This is a genomic window from Mycolicibacterium llatzerense, from assembly GCF_000878195.1.
Lineage (GTDB): Bacteria > Actinomycetota > Actinomycetes > Mycobacteriales > Mycobacteriaceae > Mycobacterium > Mycobacterium llatzerense.
The window spans coordinates 14368-32232 of the sequence record NZ_JXST01000003.1; the positions used below are offsets into that span (position 1 = coordinate 14368).

17 protein-coding genes and 1 tRNA gene are annotated in these 17865 nt (G+C 65.8%); all 18 read left to right on the top strand.

The window, feature by feature from the left end; all coding sequences use genetic code 11:
• The 18 genes from TL10_RS02420 to TL10_RS02500 all read left to right on the top strand — a co-directional run bounded on the left by TL10_RS02420 (nucleotide 1) and on the right by TL10_RS02500 (nucleotide 17813).
• Nucleotides 1-5127 carry a hypothetical protein gene (locus TL10_RS02420; protein ID WP_043984392.1) on the top strand — a complete coding sequence of 1709 codons (5127 nt, stop codon included), beginning with the start codon at nucleotides 1-3 and terminating at the stop codon, nucleotides 5125-5127.
• Nucleotides 5124-6044 carry a hypothetical protein gene (locus tag TL10_RS02425; protein ID WP_043984393.1) on the top strand — a complete coding sequence of 307 codons (921 nt, stop codon included), beginning with the start codon at nucleotides 5124-5126 and terminating at the stop codon, nucleotides 6042-6044. The genes TL10_RS02420 and TL10_RS02425 overlap by 4 nt, the downstream gene beginning before the upstream one ends.
• Nucleotides 6041-7762 carry a Gp37-like protein gene (locus tag TL10_RS02430; protein WP_043984491.1) on the top strand — a complete coding sequence of 574 codons (1722 nt, stop codon included), beginning with the start codon at nucleotides 6041-6043 and terminating at the stop codon, nucleotides 7760-7762. Before TL10_RS02425 ends, TL10_RS02430 begins: the two co-directional genes overlap by 4 nt.
• 21 nt (nucleotides 7763-7783) lie before the next feature.
• Nucleotides 7784-8281: a hypothetical protein gene (locus TL10_RS02435; RefSeq protein ID WP_043984394.1), complete on the top strand. Its 498-nt coding sequence runs from the start codon at nucleotides 7784-7786 to the stop codon at nucleotides 8279-8281.
• Complete coding sequence (locus tag TL10_RS02440) at nucleotides 8282-9241, top strand: LtfC-like domain-containing protein (RefSeq protein ID WP_043984395.1); 960 nt, start codon at nucleotides 8282-8284, stop codon at nucleotides 9239-9241.
• A complete protein-coding gene (locus TL10_RS02445; protein ID WP_043984396.1) occupies nucleotides 9242-11488 on the top strand; it encodes a DUF7257 domain-containing protein in 2247 nt (748 codons plus the stop codon).
• A gap of 111 nt (nucleotides 11489-11599) precedes the next feature.
• On the top strand, nucleotides 11600-12859 hold the full coding sequence (locus tag TL10_RS02450; RefSeq protein WP_131630665.1) for a hypothetical protein: 1260 nt from the start codon (nucleotides 11600-11602) through the stop codon (nucleotides 12857-12859).
• A gap of 70 nt (nucleotides 12860-12929) precedes the next feature.
• Nucleotides 12930-13274, top strand: a complete 345-nt coding sequence (locus tag TL10_RS02455) for a phage tail fiber protein (protein ID WP_043984398.1) — start codon at nucleotides 12930-12932, stop codon at nucleotides 13272-13274.
• An 18-nt stretch (nucleotides 13275-13292) separates the two neighbouring features.
• On the top strand, nucleotides 13293-13553 hold the full coding sequence (locus TL10_RS02460) for a hypothetical protein (protein ID WP_043984399.1): 261 nt from the start codon (nucleotides 13293-13295) through the stop codon (nucleotides 13551-13553).
• A 29-nt stretch (nucleotides 13554-13582) separates the two neighbouring features.
• A complete protein-coding gene (locus tag TL10_RS02465) occupies nucleotides 13583-15139 on the top strand; it encodes a C39 family peptidase (RefSeq protein ID WP_043984400.1) in 1557 nt (518 codons plus the stop codon).
• Complete coding sequence (locus TL10_RS31150; protein ID WP_157850344.1) at nucleotides 15139-15312, top strand: hypothetical protein; 174 nt, start codon at nucleotides 15139-15141, stop codon at nucleotides 15310-15312. Before TL10_RS02465 ends, TL10_RS31150 begins: the two co-directional genes overlap by 1 nt.
• Entirely contained in the window at nucleotides 15312-16118 is an 807-nt protein-coding gene (locus TL10_RS02470; RefSeq protein WP_052506281.1) for an alpha/beta fold hydrolase domain-containing protein, read from the top strand. Before TL10_RS31150 ends, TL10_RS02470 begins: the two co-directional genes overlap by 1 nt.
• Nucleotides 16119-16202: 84 nt before the next feature.
• Nucleotides 16203-16415 carry a hypothetical protein gene (locus TL10_RS02475; RefSeq protein WP_043984401.1) on the top strand — a complete coding sequence of 71 codons (213 nt, stop codon included), beginning with the start codon at nucleotides 16203-16205 and terminating at the stop codon, nucleotides 16413-16415.
• Entirely contained in the window at nucleotides 16412-16705 is a 294-nt protein-coding gene (locus tag TL10_RS02480) for a hypothetical protein (protein WP_043984402.1), read from the top strand. Before TL10_RS02475 ends, TL10_RS02480 begins: the two co-directional genes overlap by 4 nt.
• On the top strand, nucleotides 16702-16908 hold the full coding sequence (locus TL10_RS32070; RefSeq protein ID WP_043984403.1) for a DUF7620 family protein: 207 nt from the start codon (nucleotides 16702-16704) through the stop codon (nucleotides 16906-16908). The genes TL10_RS02480 and TL10_RS32070 overlap by 4 nt, the downstream gene beginning before the upstream one ends.
• The gene (locus TL10_RS02490; protein ID WP_131630666.1) at nucleotides 16905-17294 is read left to right on the top strand and encodes a putative phage holin; all 390 of its coding nucleotides are present in this window, start codon (nucleotides 16905-16907) and stop codon (nucleotides 17292-17294) included. The genes TL10_RS32070 and TL10_RS02490 overlap by 4 nt, the downstream gene beginning before the upstream one ends.
• A complete protein-coding gene (locus TL10_RS02495) occupies nucleotides 17291-17545 on the top strand; it encodes a DUF7427 family protein (protein WP_052506283.1) in 255 nt (84 codons plus the stop codon). The genes TL10_RS02490 and TL10_RS02495 overlap by 4 nt, the downstream gene beginning before the upstream one ends.
• Before the next feature lie 197 nt (nucleotides 17546-17742).
• Nucleotides 17743-17813, top strand: a tRNA-Pro gene (locus TL10_RS02500).
• Nucleotides 17814-17865: the final 52 nt, after the last annotated feature.

A 17865-nucleotide genomic window follows, 5' to 3' on the forward strand; every position in this document is an offset into this window, starting at 1 on the left:
GTGGCGACATACGACGCCGGTGATGCCTCCATCAATGTCCGCCCGTCACTGAGTGGGTTCACCACCGAGCTCAGGGCCGAACTGCAGAAGATCAACGCCTCCATGGGCGTGGAGATTCGGCCGGACCTCAGCGGATTCCGCGATGAGCTGAGAACCAAGCTCGAGGCGATTCAGGCGACGGTCGGCGTCGGCATCGACGCAGACCTCGCCACGGCCCGTGCGCATCTGGCTGAGTGGCGGCAGCTGGAAGAGTCTCGGCCGCTGACGATTCCGGTTCACGTGGATACCACGGTGGCATCTGCTCAGTTGGCGACGTGGCGGGAAACGCACTCGCATCACACGATTCACGTCACCACGACGGGCCTCGGTGCACTCGGTGGTGGTGGCGGCGGCGGTGGTGGTGGGCTGTCGGCCCTGAAGCTGAATCTTGGTGCACTCTCAGTCGGCAGCCTCCCGGCAATCGCCACTGCACTGGCCCAGGTCGCCGGTTCCCTGCAGCAGGTCGCCCAGGCGGGCCTGGCGGTGCCGGGCATCATGGGCGGCGCGGCAGCGTCCATCGGCACGCTCGTCGTCGGCCTGTCCGGCGTCAAGGACGCATACGACGCGGTTACGAAGGCCTCCGAGTCCGCCGGTGAAGACCAGGCCGCCCAGGCGAAGGCCGCAACCTCGGCACACCAGCAGCTGCGCAACGCCGTCGTCGATGATGCCCAGGCACACAAGGATTTGTCGCAGGCCTACCAGGATGCCAAGCAGCGCCTGACGGACCTGAACATCGAGCAGCGCGGCGGCGTGATCTCCGAAGCGCAGGCGATCAACGACGCCAAGAAGGCGCGGCGTGACCTGGCTCAGGGCCGGTTCAAGGACGCACTCGATTTCCAGGATGCGCAGCTGCGCGTCGCGGCGGCCGACCAGCGGGTCGTCGAGTCGCACCAGCGCAACATCAACCTGCAGCAGAAGGTTTCGCAGGAGAACGCCAAGGGCGTTGAGCAGTCCGATGAGGTTGTGTCGGCGAAAGAGCGCGTCGTCCGCGCTGATCAGCAGGTGGCGAACTCTCAGCAGGCTGTCGCTGACGCGTCGACAAAGGCGTCCGCCGCGGAGAAAGCCGCCGCGCAGGAGATGGCGAAGCTGTCGCCGAACGCCCAAGCATTCCTGAAGACGGTCATCGCGCTCAAGCCGGAGTTCTCCGCGCTGAAGAACACCGTGCAGGACAACATGTTCGCCGGCCTCTCGGACGGTTTGAAGAACCTGGTTTCGGCTGACCTTCCCAACCTGAAGCAGGGCATGGGCGGGATCGCGACGGCGTGGAACCAGAACATCAAGCAGCTCTTCACCTCGCTCGGTTCCGACCAGTCGCGCGGGTTGCTCGACCGCATCCTCGGGAACACCGCGGAGGCGCAGGAGCGGTTTACCAAGGCGATCGACCCAATCATTCACGCTCTCGGGACGCTGACTGCTGGTTCGTCGGATGCGTTGCCGCGCTTGGCTGATGGGATTGGCAAGGTCGCTGAGCGGTTCGATCGCTTCATCACCGCGGCAGATTCCGACGGCAGCCTTCAGCGGTGGATCAACGAGGGCCTCACCGCGATGACGAATCTCGGTAACACGGTCCTGAATCTGGTGACGAGCTTCACCGCGGTCACGAAGGCCGCCGGCGGCGGCGCGGGATTGCTCGGCACCGTCGAGCAGCTGACCGGACGAATGTCCGCGTTCCTGAACTCTGACGAGGGCCAGGAGAAGCTGAAGAACTTCTTCCGCGAAGGCAAAGAACAGCTCGAAAAGTGGTGGGGCGTACTGCAAAAGGTTCCCGGTGCGCTCCAAGGTCTCTACGAGGGCGCGAAGGCATGGACTGATGTGCTGCTGCCGCCGCTGAAGGACATCACCGGTTTCCTGAAGGACCATCCGACTCTCGTGAAGACGGTCGCCGAGGCGTTTTTGGCTTGGAAGACAGTCGAATTCGCGGGTGGAATCCTCGGCCAGCTCGGCAGAATTTCCGGTGCGATCGGCACGAAGGGCAACAAGGGCAGCCTGCTCGGCAAGATCGCGCTGATGGCTGCCGCGCTTGGCGCGCTGGACGCTCTCACCGGCGATGACAACGGCGGCGATCCGAACAATCCGACGAACCCCAACCCTCAGAAGACGGCCAACAACGTACTGGCCGGCGCGGGCGCCGGGGCATGGTTCGGTCCCTGGGGCGCGGCCGTGGGTGCCGCGGGCGGGGCAGTGAAGGGCGTCTACGACGACGCCACCAGGGAGAAGACACCGCAGGAAAAGCAGCAAGAGGCCGAGATTCCCGGCCTCATCAACTCGCTGCCCAAGGGTGCCGACGGCAAGCCCATGGACCCGCGCGAAATGGCCAACCTGTACGCGATTCAGACGCTCGCCGACCAGGGCGACCTGCGTATGAAGTGGGTCCTGGAGGGCCACTCGGACTACGTCCGAATCAAGCGGTACGCGTGGCTCGGGCAGCACCCCGAGGTGGCTAACGAAGGATTCAAACCACCCCAGGGATATGCCACGGGCGGACCCACTCCATCCGGCAAGGGTGACGGGCCCACGGGCGGCTTCATCTCCGAGCTGCACTCCGACGAGTTCGTCGCCAACCGGCGCGGCCGGACCGTCCTCGGCGACGAGTTCCTGCACGCCGCGAACATGGGCGTCGTCGACATCGGCCGGCTCCCCGGATTCGAGCCGGGCGGCTACATCGACCCCAACGGCAACGCCATTCACTCAGGTACTGGTGCGGCTCCAGGGCCCGCAGATGGTGGCGCGTCACCAGTCGGCGGCGGCGGACTGCCGGGCATCGCGAACTCGTTCCTTGGTGGACTCGGCGTCCCTCTGGGCGGTCTGTTCGGCGGCCAGCAATCAGCGGGCGCCACCCCGGCCGGTGGAGCAGGGCTCGCGGGCCTGTTCGCTGCCGGTGACGATTCGCAGAAGCAAGACGCGTGGATGCAACAGACCGGCGATTGGCTCGGAACCTGGGCAGGATCGACACTCGCAAAGTTCGGCGGCGAGCTGTACACGGGAGCACTCCGGTTCTTCGGGCTCGAGAACTCGATCCTGTCGCCGTCGAACCAGTGGTTCCAGGCAGGGGTGAAGAGCCTCGGCATCTTCAACAACAACGCCGGCGGCGCGTACGGCGATCAGCAGCTCGGCACCGAGTACAAGACGCTCGCCGACGGCACGGTCCTGCCTCTGACGACCTACGGCACGTCAGGTACCCCGAACAGCACTGGCAGCAATGTGCTGAACCAACTCTCGCAGGCCAGCAGCCTCGGTGGCGCGAACGTCAGCTACACGCCGGAATTCCTTGCGTCGAAGGGCATCGCGCCGCTTTTCGCCCGAACGCTGGACAAGGATGGCAACTCAGTCGCTCAGATCCCTTCGTGGGCAACTCAGTTGGCCGGAGCATTCGGGCTGTCCGCGACGTCGCACTCGGACTCCACGTTGCACGGCAACAAGACTGGCGGTTGGGCGTTCGACTTCTCCGGCAAGCCGGAGGACGAGCAGCGGTTCGCCGACTTCATCCAGTCGAACCTATCCGGGCAGACGCTGCAGGCGATCTGGCAGAACCCAGGCACCGGCCAGCAGCTCGGTATCGCGGGTGGCCAGACGCTCGGCCGCGACCAGTACTACACCACGAAAGGCGGCGCGTACGCCGACCACACGGACCATGTCCATTGGGCCACCGACGTCGCGCCGAACCTGTGGGACGCCAACGGAAAGTCCCTCGTTCCGGGCGTACCGAACATGGCGGGCGCCCCCGCACAGGCTGGATCCGCGGCCTCGGACATCGGGATCGGAAACACCGCGTCGTGGTTCGCCTCTCTGGCCAAGTCGAGCGGAGCGGCTCCGGGAACATTGCCCAGTGGGGTGTCCGGCGGCGGCCGCGGCGCTGGCCTCAACCTGGCCCTGGCAGCCCAGGGCAGGAAGGCCGGCAAGACCGGCGGTGCGGAGCGTTGGCGCCCCGCTGTTCGGGCTGCGCTCGCCAAGTACGGGCCGCTGTTCGGCATCTCGAACTACGCGGCGTGGGAAGACGCCATGGTCCGCCAGATTCAGACGGAGTCGAACGGAGACCCGTCCGCGGACAACCCGAACGACAGCAACGGCAACGGCGGCAGTCAGCACGTCTCTGGCATCGCGCAGTTCCTGAAGTCGACCTTCGACTCGAACAACATCACGGGCGGCAGCTACACCGACCCGTACGCGCAGATCGCGGCGATGATCCCGTACGTCGCCCGCAAGTACGGCATGAACGCGATCGGCGGCCCGAATTTCATCGGTGAAGGCCACGGCTACTCGGACGGCGGTGTCTTGCCCGGATATTCACCGGGGAAAGACAACATGTCGGTGCCGATGTCCGGCGGCGAGGGAGTGCTCATCCCCGAAGCTGTACGTGGGCTCGGCGGCCCGGCAGCGGTGTACGCCATCAACTCGCAGTTCCGTTCGGGATTGTCCCGCAAGGGCTATGCGGATGGCGGCGTGTATCCGCTGGGCTACCAGCCGCCAAAGCCGGTTGTTCCGCAGCTGCCCGAGGTTCGGAAGCTAGACCCGGGTCGCGGCGCTGCCCAGGTCCCGTCGGCACCGGTCACGCCGCTGCCGGCACCCGTCGCGACGGCGCCGACGCCAGCACCAACTCCGCCGCCGGCGCCCGCTGGTGCTGACCAAGGCCCGGCGCCCGACCAGCAGAAGCCGACGCAGCCGGTCATCGCCGGTGCGCCGTCATCGCAGTCCCACCTGCTTCCCGCGGTGCAGAAGGGCATCACCGAGGGCGCGTCGACGCTCGGAAACATCGCGGCGACCGCGGCGTCCATGGGTGCTGGCGCTGCCGGTGGCGCGGGCGGTGCCGGTGCGGGAACCCTGATCCAGGGCATGTTCAACCTGGGCGGCAAGGCCGTCTCGGGTGCGGCGAATGTGTTCGCCTCCGCGCTGGTCGGAAACCTCGGCGACAACACGACCGCCGGCGCGTACGGGGCCCCGGTCCTGTCGACGCCGCCTCAGCCAGCTCAACCGATCGACAACCGAACGATGTTCGGCGACGTCCAGGTCGGCGACCCCCGCCAATTCGTCGAGGAGATGGCCCTGTACGAGCAGCAGCGCAGCCAAGCCCAAGAGGGCTACGTCCGATGAGCCAGTACCTGACCTTAGACATCATCAAGGGAGACCCCTCGAACCCAGAGTTCTTCTTCCGCGTGATGGGCCCTGGCCGCGGCCAGCAAGGCGTGATCCTGTCGCCCAAGTGCGCCGGACTCTGGGACCTTCCCGTCGAAACACGTTGGGTTACCAACGCATTCGGCCAGCGCTACCAGGACTACCGGTTCAAGAAGCGCACGTTCCCGCTGACGTTCCTGGCATATCACCGCGACAAGTACGCGTGGGCGGACATCGCGGCTCAGCTCGGTTGGGCGTTCGACTACGACACCGAAACCCGGCTTCGCTTCACCGGACCTGACGGTGTCCGAGACCTGTTCGTGCGCAAGGAGAACCAGTCGACGGCGTTCTCCGCCATGCAATGGGAGTCGCGGGAGCCGTTCCTGACCGGGCAGTCCTCGGAACAGTTCGTGCTGTCGGCGGAGCTGCCGTTCTACGTCGGCAAGCCGCAGACCCAGGAGTTCCACACCGAGTCGGCATACGCGTGGTTCCCGTTCGACTTCATCAACGAGGGCGACGTACCCGTCTGGCCCAGTTGGACTCTCACGCACGACGCGGACTGGGAGGTCCCAGACTGCTCGTGGGGTTCGGGGATGCTGGGCCGCGCGATCGAGGATGCCGGGCGCATCGTGCCGATCCCGGCAACCGACATCCGCGACGGCGGCCAGGTCTACGACTCCGACCCGCGCCAGATGACAGCAGTGTCGGAGAACGACACCCTGGTGCAGGGCCGGTGGAAAGGCCAGGACCTGCGCTACCCGGTGATCGCCGGCCTGCGGGACCAGGCGACCGTCCGATTCACCAACAACGTGAACCCTGATGGGGCGCATTGCCGTTTGACGATCCCGCAGTGGTACTCGCGGCCGTTCTCCCGGCCGAAGGTGGCCGCCAGGTGATCGACGGGACCGCGCTGCTCGACAGCATCGAACGCAACGTCGACCAGGTCCGTGCGAAGCATTCGATGTTCCGGTTGCAGCAGAACGACATTGAGCTGTGGATCAACCCGCCGGACGGTTCGCCGGGCGCGGAGTTCCTGGGCCGGATCGCTGGCCAGTCGGTGGTCAAGCAGTCGTGGCCGACGCGCAAGAACATCTCCTCGCAGGGCTATGTCGAGGTCCCGACCGATCACGTGATCGCTCGCTACGTGATGGGGCTTCCGAACAACAAGGAAGCACTCAAGAACGTCCTGATCACCGTGTCGCGGTATGACGGCAAGTGGCGCTGGTCGGGGCTGCTTCGGTACTGGAAGCTGCAGCGGCGCAACGGAATTCTGTCATTCGTCATGTACTTCAATGACGATCTGCAGTACCTCCAGTTCATGTTGGTGCCGCCCAACCCTGCGCTGCCAATTCCCCTCTTCCAATTCCCGCGCGAATTCTTCCTCTACGCGCCGCTCAAGTGGGCAATCAGCATGACCATTTTGGCCAATCTGATTCGGATCGAGGGTCACCCCTTCACGCTGCCTGACGACCCGTTCGACCTCGCGCAATGGGGAACGCTGTTCGACTGGACGCAATGGCAAGCCCACGTCAAGGCGTCGCCGTGGCTCCTCGATGACTCCACGCTCTGGGGCCCGATCGCCAGCCGGATGAACGCCGCCGACGTCACCTTCGCGGACGCGCTCGACGACGCGCAAATGGTGATCACCTACCGCCGCATCCTCACCGCGAAAGGTGAACGGCCCGAAGGCCTCATGGTCAGCACCGTCGCCAACGGCGCGCTGGTGTTCGAGGTCGTCGACCGCTCGGGATTCCACGCCTTCGGCGGTACGTTCCTGGACGGCACTATCGCGGCCGGCATGTTCCGCACCGCGGTCACCTACGCCGACGGCTACTTCGAGGACGTCCTCAACGTCGTCGCTGACGACGAGACCCTGGCCCCGGACGCCTACTACCAGAAGGGCTGGGCGGGCACCTTCGCGGTGATGCCATGGATCTGCATCAACGACGACCAATGGCACAGTTTCGACTCTGAATTGTCCTGGGGGCCAGCGGGTCCGGTGTCAGTGGTCGTCGGTGGCGACAACCCGACCGCCGACGCCATCGCGCGCCTGATCATCGAATCAGTGGGCAACCTGCTCGGCTACTTCCTGCTCGGCGGATTCTCCAGCCTGGGCGACATCGCCGCCGACGTCATCATGCCGTTCCTCGTCGGCACCATCGCCGCGTGGCTCGAATGGAAGAACGTCGGCCGCGCAAGGCAATTGGGCTGGATGCACCTGTGGGAGATGTACCAGTCCGGCGCCGAGAACAACGCCTGGTCGCTCTCGGCGGAAGCCGCGATCCGCGGCGCCTTTACCGCGACGAAAGCCCAGACGGGGCACCGCATCAAGCTCGACGGCTCGCACTGGATCATCCCCGGATACCACTGCCAGATCGGCGACCGCGTGGCCTCCACGCACTCCGAGCTGCTGAAGAACGGCATCGAAGTGATGTTCGTCGACCAGCTCGAAGAGATGACGCTCGACGAGGACAACAGCGCCGGCAGGCCACTGACCTGGGACATGACCATCGGCCTGAACAAGGCCGCCATGACGCAGGGCGAGCGCAATGCCCGCACCCTCAAGAAGGTTCTGGCCACGGTCCAGAACATCGGAGTCCACCTGATCTCCTGATGAAACAGATTGCGAGCCAACGTGTCTGATGATGTAGTCCAGATATCCGACCGGGAAACCACCATCGCCAAGATCATGGATGCCCTGTCGGCGCTGAAGACGGGCCGACGTGACGAGACGATGGGCCTGCCAGCTCCCATGCGGCGCGCTGCTGCCGAAGGCCTCGTCGATCTCGGGCTCCGATACGTCGAGGCACTCGCGACGCAGCGGATCGTCATGCCGGAGAAGTCCTGGCTCGGCGCCCACGCGATGCCGTCCGTGGAGACCATCGACCCAGAAAGCCGGGCCTCAATGGAGGCCGCTCTGGAGGCGTGGAACCCAGAGCTCGCTGCGGCGGTCCGGGCGGCGGAGACCGACGAGCAGAAGGCGGCGCTGCTGGCCCAGCTCCAGCCAGAGGTCGCCGCGACCCTGGCCAAGTCGATGGACATGGACGCAGCCGCTTCAGTGATTCGAGCCGAGGGCAAGGCCGAAGCCGCAGCCCAGCGGGAACAACGCGAAATGGAAGAACGGGGGGAATAGATGCTCGGATCCAAGACGCGCCTCGACACACTGCTCCTGTCGGAGGGCCAGACCTGGGTGGCGGTGTTCTTCCCGCAGGCCGGCGCCAGCTTCCCCGATGGGACGACCTGCGAATGCACGATCACCGACGCGGCCGGCGGCGTGCTCGCGACGTGGAACGCCTCGTCGATCACCGCGACGCGGATCGACTTCTTCGTCGGCACGGCAGACTCCGACGTGATCCCGCACGGTGCCTACTACCGGGTGACCGCGCACTACCCGGCGATCGGTCCGCGACCGGCGATCGACGACAACCTGTCTCGCGGCTCCGTGGTGCGCGACGACAACCCGACGCCCCTGGCCGCGCCGCGCTCGACCAACATCGCACTGTCGTTCTTCGACGACATGTCCGGCCCGGGCATCGATCCGAACTGGGTGAAGATCAAGGGCAGCCTGAAGATCTACGGCAACGGCCCGTCGCTGCCGAATGGCATGTCCGCGGACTTCACGTTCTTCGATGTCGCGGCGGCACGGTACCGGGCGCAGACCAACCAGGACGCTGTAAAGGTCGAGGTATCAACGGTTCTCGGTGACTTCGGCGGTGACGGCAAGTCCACGGTCATCGTCTGCTCGAACCAGCAGATGACCTCGTGGGTTGGGTTCCAGTTCGCGTACTCGGGACTGTCCGCCAATCGATACGTGCACATCATTCGGGGGACCGGCCCGGACAGCGCGGTGGTCATGGAGTCGAACGGCAACACGGTTCACAACAACGACCGCTACACCTGCATGTACGACCCGCTCGCCGATAAGTACCTGATGTACAAGGGAACTGACTTCAGTACCCCGATTGTCGAGTGGGTTGACGAGGCGCACGAGGTGCCGCACGGCAACGGCTACCGGTACCCGGCACTGCACTTCAAGTCCGGGCTGCTGTCCACCGGCGTGAAGCTGTCCGGCTGGGCCGTCAAGGACAACTAGGTGACAACACCTTCGGGGCCGGGCGGATTCGACAACCTGCCCGCACGGTTTGGCATCTCGCCCAACCCGCTCGCGGGTGACACTCCGGCTGCGCTGATCGGGCGCACCCGGGAGTTCATCGAGGCCAAGCTGAAGGCCCAGTACGTCGGCGGTGGTACCTCGGTGTGGGCGCTCGGCCAGGGCACGCCACTTCAGGTCGCATCCAACGTGCTGAACGCGGTGTTCAAGGCGATCCTCGGGGCGCTGGACCCCCACAACCTGCCAACCCCAGAGCAGGTCTGGCAGACGATTACCGACGTTTTCCTGGCTCCGCTGAACTGGCTGCACAACATTCCGATTGGCGCGATTTCCGCGTCGACGCCGAACATGTTGGCGGACTTCATCAATGCCGACTCGCTCGTCGGCGACACCACGTGGGTGTACGACGCTGCAGTCAAGCCAGCCGGCGCGGCCGGGTCGGCCCGCACCGTGCTCGACGGGACCGTCCACGAGCTGATCTCCGAACGCATCCTGCTCGACGTCGGCCGCAAGGTCGACGCCTCGGTGAAGATCAAGTACTCGGGGGTCACCTCTCCGAGCAGTTCGCCGATCAGATTGTCGTGGATCGGGTGGAACGGCGACGATGAGGTGGCCGGCGGCGACTTTGCGATTCACCAGCCGGCGGGCGCGGCGCTGGACTGGACCACGCTGAGCGGGTCAATCACGCGGTTGGAATCGGACCCGTGGGACCGGGTGTCGATCGTCCTGAAGACCACGGCCGGCGCGACCGCCGGCACGGTGTGGTTCGCCGCCGCCCGGGGTACCAAGCCCGACAAGCTGCCGAAGAACCTCGTCGACGGCCTGGAATCCGCACTAGCCGCAGCGGGGCAGACGATCCGCGACGCGATCTGCAATGCGCTCGGCTTCGGCGGCACCGGCCACACAGACGCCGATGTCATCCACGCTCTGACCAACATTCCGCAGGCCGCGGTGGATGGGCTGAACGGCCTGGCGAGCAACGTCACCAACTTCTTCGACGGGGTGTACAAAGCCCTCACCGGCAACGACGGGTCGGGTTCCTACGTCGACCCCGTCAACCAGCTCCAGTACCTCGCTGACACGGTTTCCGGTCACTCCCAAGCGATCTCGGAACTTCAGGCCGCGAACAACGGCGAGGGCAACGGCGGTCTGTCGTTCACCGACAACTTCTCCACACCGTCCACAGGCGGGCCTCCCGCTGGCTGGACTGCTCGGTCGACCAACGGCAACACGACCTACGTCGACACCCACGAGGGCAAAGCCCAGTGGTACAACTCCGGCAATAACAACCCGGCGCTGATGTGGCAGCGGACCGATCCCACTACCGCCAAAACCCTTACGCAGTACCAGAAGATCGTGGCGACGGCCACCACACCGACGGCGGGCACCAACGCCCAGAACCGCGTGTACGGACGTATGTCCCCCGACGGCACACACTACGTGGTCGGCTACATCACCAACTCCACGGTCTACCTGGCGTACGCCGCAGGCGGCGCTGAGACGGTGTTCGACTCAGGTCCGATGCCGAACAAGGTGTCATTCGCCAACGGCCGGCAACTGGTGCTGGAGTGCGGCACCAACGAAGGCCCGAACGAGTACGCGCTCTCGATGGGCGAGGTCAACCTGGTCCAGCACCTCGACTCGGCCCACGCCGCTACCGATGCGACGAACTTCGCGACACGGGGTCTGTCGGAACAGCCTCTCGGCTGGGCGGTCGGCTGGAAGCCCGGGTTCAACAACTTCAGCCAGTGGCAACGGCCTGCGTCGCTGTCGAGTGTGTCGGTCTCGGACAACATCCCAGTGGACATCCAAGGCCACGGGTTTCGGGTGTATCGCGAAACCACCAGCGCCTCTTCGGCTTTCGCGGTGAGCACGACTCGCCTGGCTCAGTTCTACGACACGATCGACTACATCAGCCCCGGAAGCGCCTGGGGAACAACGGGATACACGATTCCGAAGTCGGGCATGTGGTCGTTCACCTGGCGCAACCTCAAGGCCGGCACGACCAACTTCACCGCGATGACGCTTGGCCTGACGATCAACGGGTTCTCCAAAACCATCGGAGGCTCGTGGCGAGACACCACGACGGTGCAAGACACGGTGCAGTTCTACTGCAAGAAGGGCGACGTGGTCGACGTCTATGTCTCGATTCTGGTGGGCACAGCCAACATGATCGGTGACTCGGCAGGCATCAGCTCGTACTTCTCCGGCGCGCTGATGTCCGGGTAATGCAAGTGAGGATTCAATGCTGATACCAACTCTGCCGCAATTTGATACGACGGTTGGCGACTGATGGCAGCCGTTCGTACGGGCTGGTGGACACGTAACACCCTGCCGTGGGTGAAGCGTTCCGCATCGTTTGGTCTGTCGGTGACGCCGTCGCTGGGGATCGGCGCCGCGGCCGGAACACCGGCAGGCGCGGTCGGCCTGGCGGTCAGTCCGTCCGTTGGGATGGTCGGTGCTGGCCACCACACGGCCGGATTCGGCCTGGCCGTTTCGATCGGTCTGGGAATGGCGGCCGCCGGAAAGTCCGTCGCTGACTTCGGCATCAGCGTCACCCCGCAACTGGGGGCCTCGGCCGGTAACCGCACTCCGGCGTCAGTCGGTCTTGTTGTGGTGCCGTCGCTGGGCATGGAGATAGCGGCCGTGAACCCGGGCACACCGTTCTCGTTTGGTCTGTCGGTGACGCCGTCCCTGGGGATGGCGGCAGCGGAGCGGTACGCCGCGGCCTTCGGGCTGGCGGTGACACCGGAGCTGGCGATTGGTACGGGCGCCATGCCTGCTTCAGTTGGGCTGGCGGTGACACCGGCACTCGGGATGGACGGTGGCAGCCGTAACCCCGCATCGTTTGGTCTGTCGGTGACGCCGTCCCTGGGGATGGCGGCAGCGGAGCGGTACGCCGCAGCCTTCGGGCTGGCGGTGACACCGGCACTCGGGGTCGCCGGCGAGGCGCGCTACCCCGGCGGGGTCGGCTTGTCGGTCACGCCGTCGATGGGCATGGCAGCCAAGGCCACGATGACCTATTCGTCGTTCCCCTCCGTTCCGTCGGGAACCATCAACGTCGCACTCAACTCCGGCGCTGGCTCGGCGCAGGCGTCGTCGAACACATTGCAGGAAGCCAACTGCACCGCATCGAACGCGACCTACCGATCAGCCGCAGTCCTTCCCGAATCGATGGCCACCGACCTGTTCTGGGTCGAAGTGACAGTCGGCGCGCTGAGCGCCGCGGCCGGCGACCGCAACACCGGCGCCGGCGCATTCTCGGCCGACGGAACCGTCGGCGTGGTGACACTCTGGCCCGCGTCCAGCAACACCGCGACCATCTACTCCTGGAAGAGCGGCACGCTCACGCAGCAGGCGTCGCTAGGCAGCCAAGCTGCCAACACCGGCGCGAAAATCCGCCTAGTGCCATCGGTTTCCGCTGGCGTCGTGACCTGGACGGCGTGGCTCAACGGCGTACCTACAGCGCTCACGTGGCCAGACACAGGTCACCTGATTGACCTGCCTGGCCGGCACCCCGCCGCGGGATTCCGGCGCGCCTACAACTTCGGGCAATACCCGTCGCGCGGCATCTCTGCGCTCACCGCCGCAGACATCTGAGTTCACCTCACCCATCAACGTCTGCCATGCCGAAAACGGCTGGCACGCAACCAAAGTAAAGGAGACTGACATGGGACTTCCCAACGCCACTCACCAGGCAGCAGCCGACGGCATCAAGGCGCTCGGCGCATACGTCGCAGTGTTCACCGGCGCCGGCGGAGGAACCACCGGCGCGAACGAAGCCTCCGGCGGGAGCTACGCCCGCAAGCAGACCACCTGGAACAGCGGCACCACCGGAATCGTCAACGGCACCACCCAGAACATCGCCGTTCCCGCGGGCACCTACACCGAAGGCGGCATCTTCTCCGCCCTCACCGCCGGCAACTTCGTCGGATCGGTCGCGTTCGATGCCGGCAACGTCGTCGTCTCCGGAGCTGGCGCATCCATCGACGTGACCCCGCGAATCAACGCCTAACCGTAAGGGAGACAACACATGTACGACGTACGAACCGATCACAAGATCGTCGCATTCGATTCCGAGCTGATGCGGCTGTTCAACTGCGCGGACGGCACGGTCATCGTCACCGCCACCCGCGCTGACGGCAGTTGGACCGTGCACGCCGACGGCGTCGACGACGTCACCGCTGCGGACCGGCCGACGGCGATCACGGCCATGACCGAGCAGGCGCTGGCCGCGCTGCCGGGCGCCGGCTATTCGACGACCGTCCCGTACGGACTCGCCGATCTGCCGTAGGCGGACCGGTCGAGAGTCAGGAGAACGCGTTGACCGAGAAGCTATTGCCCTACGACCGCGCCATCGTGCCGCAGGAGACTGGCTACTGGTGTGGTCCGGCCGCGACGCAGGTGGTGCTGAATTCGCGCGGGATCGCGCTATCCGAGGCCGAGCTGGCCCGGCAGATCGGCACTACGGTCAACGGCACCGACTACGTCGGGCTGATCGAGCGGGTGCTGGACAACATCACCCCTGACGCCCGGTACACCTCGGTGTACATCGAGAATGATCCGGCCACGTATGACCAGCGTAAAGACCTGTGGCTGAACGTCGTTCGTTCGATCGATGCCGGGTACGGCGTGGTCATGAACTGGGTCGCGCCGCCGTCGAATTACCCCCGCGGCGTGAAGGGCTCCCAGTCGCCGGCGTACCGCGGCGGAACGGTCTTCCACTACGTCGCGTGCATGGGTTACGACGACACCCCGGGCGCTCGGGCTCTGTGGATCGCTGACAGCGGATTCCCGCCGTTCGGCTACTGGATCAGCTTCGACCAGGTGGCCAGCCTGATCCCGCCGAAGGGCTACAGCTACGCCGACCAGATCGGCGTGCAGCCTTCAACCCCGGAGCTGCAGGCGGTGCAGGTGTTCGCGCAGCTGATGTCGCCGACCACACTCACCACCGATCGGTTGGCCGAGCTGCTGCCGGCGTACAGCCAGTGCCTCGACGAATGCGATTGCGAGACAGCGCTTCGTATCGCGATGCACGGTGCGCAGATCGGCCACGAGTCCGTCGGCCTGCGCTACTTCGTCGAGTTGTGGGGTCCGACCGCCGACCAGGCTGGGTACGAGGGGCGGATCGACCTCGGGAACGCGCGGCCCGGCGACGGGTACCGCTTCCGTGGCCGCGGCCCGATTCAGGTAACCGGACGGCGGAACTACACCGCGCTGTCGCGCTGGGCGTACGGCGAGGGCCTGGTGCCGTCGCCGACGTTCTTCGTCGACGACCCCGACCAGCTGTCCAGCGACACATACGGATTCGTCGGCGTCACCTGGTACTGGACGACCCAGCGTCCGATGAACGGCGCTGCCGACGCCCGCGACATCGTCCAGGCAACGCAGTACGTCAACGGCGGCCAGAACGGCATCGCCGACCGCACCAACCGCTACCAGCACGCGCTCTCACTGGGCGACCAACTGCTGCAACTGCTCGATCAGGGAGACGAACTCATGGGCGTGGACGTGGAACGGCTCAACAAGGCCGTCGACAAGATTCTCGGCGGCGGCCAGATGCCGGCGCAGTGGCCATCGCGCGGGATGTTCGGCCCCGCAGCCGAACCCGCCGGAGGCGTCGACGACACCGTCGGCATGCTGCTCAACACGGACGGCAACGCCTGGAACATGGTCATGATCGTCGGCGCACTGATCGGCGTCGAACGCGACGTCCAGGCCATCAAGGACAACGCTGCCGGCAAGTTCCCGAAGGGCAGCTACGTCGAGAGCGATCCGTGGCTGAAGGCCCGGGCGCAGGAGTTCGCACAGAAGCTGCTGCCGCTGTGCGGTCTGCTGACCGCCGATGCGCTCAAGCCCGGCCGGACGCAGGGCGCGTGATGGCCGAGATCGACAAGAGTCTCCCCGGCCGCGTGACCGCACGTACCCAGCACGTCACGGCGCGGTACTTCCTCGACGGAAGCCACCGGATGGTGGTAGTGACGGACACTGGACCGTTCTTCGACGAGGTCATAGAAGCGGTGGCTGCACTTCGTGACGAAGTGACCCGCTGATGTCCCGCCATCTCGCCGTGGTGTTCCGCGGCACCGGCGGCATCATCGGCCAGGACTACGTCAGCCGCGTCTGCCAAGGCACAGCCGACCTCGTTGAGGAGTTCAACCCTGTTTGGCCCGCGACGATGGGTGGCCTGCCGGTGGGCGCCGCCGGGAGCCTGGGCGACAAGTCGATGCAGCGGTCCGTCAACGTCGCGGTCGCCGACGCCAAGGGGCTGATCGACGCGAAGCTCGCCGAGCGGCCCAACCGCATGGTGGTCGTCGGCGGGTATTCAGCGGGTGCGGTCGTCGCCGCGAAGGTCCGCCAATGGCTGCTGCAGAGGTACCCGCAGAACTACCTGTGCTCCTACAGCTTCGGCGACCCGACCCGGCCCGTCGGCGGCTGCTACTACGGCGGCAACCCGGCCCCGGGTCGCGGGATCAGCTCGTGGCGGTTCGGCGACGTCACTGACTGGCGGCATTGCTGGCTGGCCAACCCGGGCGACATGTACACCTCAGTGCCGGACAACCACACCGGCGACATCATGCAGACCGCGTACGACATGGTCACCAACTTCGAGCTCACCGACCCGATCGGCACGGCGACGGCCATCGCGGCGAAGGTGCCCGAGATCGTCACCGAAGCGCTCACCGACCCGCTCGCCGCATTCCAGGCGATCGGCATCGCCGGGGGATTCGTCGCGACCAACCCGCCGACCTTGCCGCACATCACCTACGAGTTCGCCGAGGCGTGGCCCGGCCAGACGTACCTCGGTCTGGCAATCCAGCACGTCCGTGACTGGTCCAGCCGGGCCATCGCCGCATAGCGAACGCAATTTCAGCTCAAACCTGCCGTACAGCCCCGCAGGCCACCTGACCTGAGGGTTTCTCTTGCACTCGAAAGGCGAACCATGCTGCCAATCCCGCAGAATGACAACGTCCGGCTGGCCATCCACGCGCTCTGCCTCCTGACGATCTTCGTCGGGGTCGTGGTGCTCGTCGCCCTGGACCAGATCGACCCGCAGTCGGGCCTCACGTGGATCGTGACTGCGGCCGGCGTCATCTCGCCGGCATTGTCGGCGGCGAAGCTGATCCAGGACCGGCGGAGCGGCGACGGCCAGTGAATTGGGCAAACCCGGAGGTCTTGGACAAGCTCGGCACCGCCAGCCTGGCCGTCTTCGTCTGCGGCCTGTTCATCGTCGCGCTGGTGCGCGGGTGGATCGTCTTGGGCCGCGACCACCGGCAAGACCTCGCCTACCGCGATAACGAAAACGCGTTGCTCCGCAAGGAGAACGACAAACTGCTCGACTCGAACAACGTCCTGACACGGGCGGTGCTGGAGAAGAACGTCACCGACGACACCACCAACCGACTGCTGGTGGCGTTCCGTCAAGCCGCGGAGGCGGGCCGATGATTCTCCGCCGACGCAAGCACGAGGTCGCTGAATCGCAGAGCCGCATCCAGGACGCTGAAGCTCGAGCCGCAGCGGCGGAGGAACAGGTCCGGGCCAGTCAGGTGCTCGCCGCACAGTCACGCAACATCACCGCCCGACTCGTCCACGAGGTCGAGAAGAACGGGTGGACAGAACTACTTCAACACGCATGGGGGGCACGGTGACGCGCTGGTTGCGCTGGTGGTACGGATTCGGCGCGCTGGTCGTGCTGGCGACGTACGTCTCGGACATCTGGCTGGATGTCGACTATCAGGTGGCGGCGGATGCAGCGCTGGTCTGCATCGCGGTGTGGGCGGTGCTGTTCGCGGCGCGCTACGCCGGCTGGTCGAAGTGGTGGAACAGCCGCATCGGCAAGGTGTTCTTCACGAACTCGGTGATCCTGGCGCTCGTACTGATCCAGGCGGCGGTGTCGGTGTGGTGGCCCGGCGACTACCCGGGCCGTGGCGCTGTGCGATTCGCGATCTACACGCTGGGCTCGATCGCGTTCGCGCCGATGCTGTGGACGCTGTGGCGTGAGCAGCGCCGAGACCGGAAGCGGTGGCTCCCATGAGCGGCCGGCGCGCGGACGGTGGCTGGCTGGTGCTTGGTGTGTACGTCGTTGGCCATAACGTGGTGGCGGCCGGGCGCGGTGACGAGATGCTGTCGCACGCGGTCGACCGGTACCTCGAGCGGCGGCCCGTCCTCACCTGGGTCGTGGTCGGCGCCGTGGCGCTGCACCTTCTGAATCGACTGCCGCCGTTCGCGGATCCGCTCGGCGCGGTCATGGGCGCAATCGCGCGGAAGGTCGGCCCGCTGAACTGAGCTGAACAGATTGATAGCAGAGCCGCCCTCGACTTCGGTCGGGGGCGGCTTTATTCATTGGTGGGGGACGCGACGTTCCTGCTAACCTCAACCTATGTTGAGCTTTGAACGACCGCAGCCGCGATGGCGATATTCGCCGTCGCTGGGTCGGTAGCTCACACTTTCCTGCCAGCAGGCCGAATATCGCTCCCCGCCAACGGGATGTAGTGAAACGGCATCATGCTGGTTTTGGGTACCAGTGGTGGAGGTTCAATTCCTCCCATCCCGACTCAGCTCACCGACATTCGGATGAGCAAGTGGTTGCGGTACTGCCTCCAAAA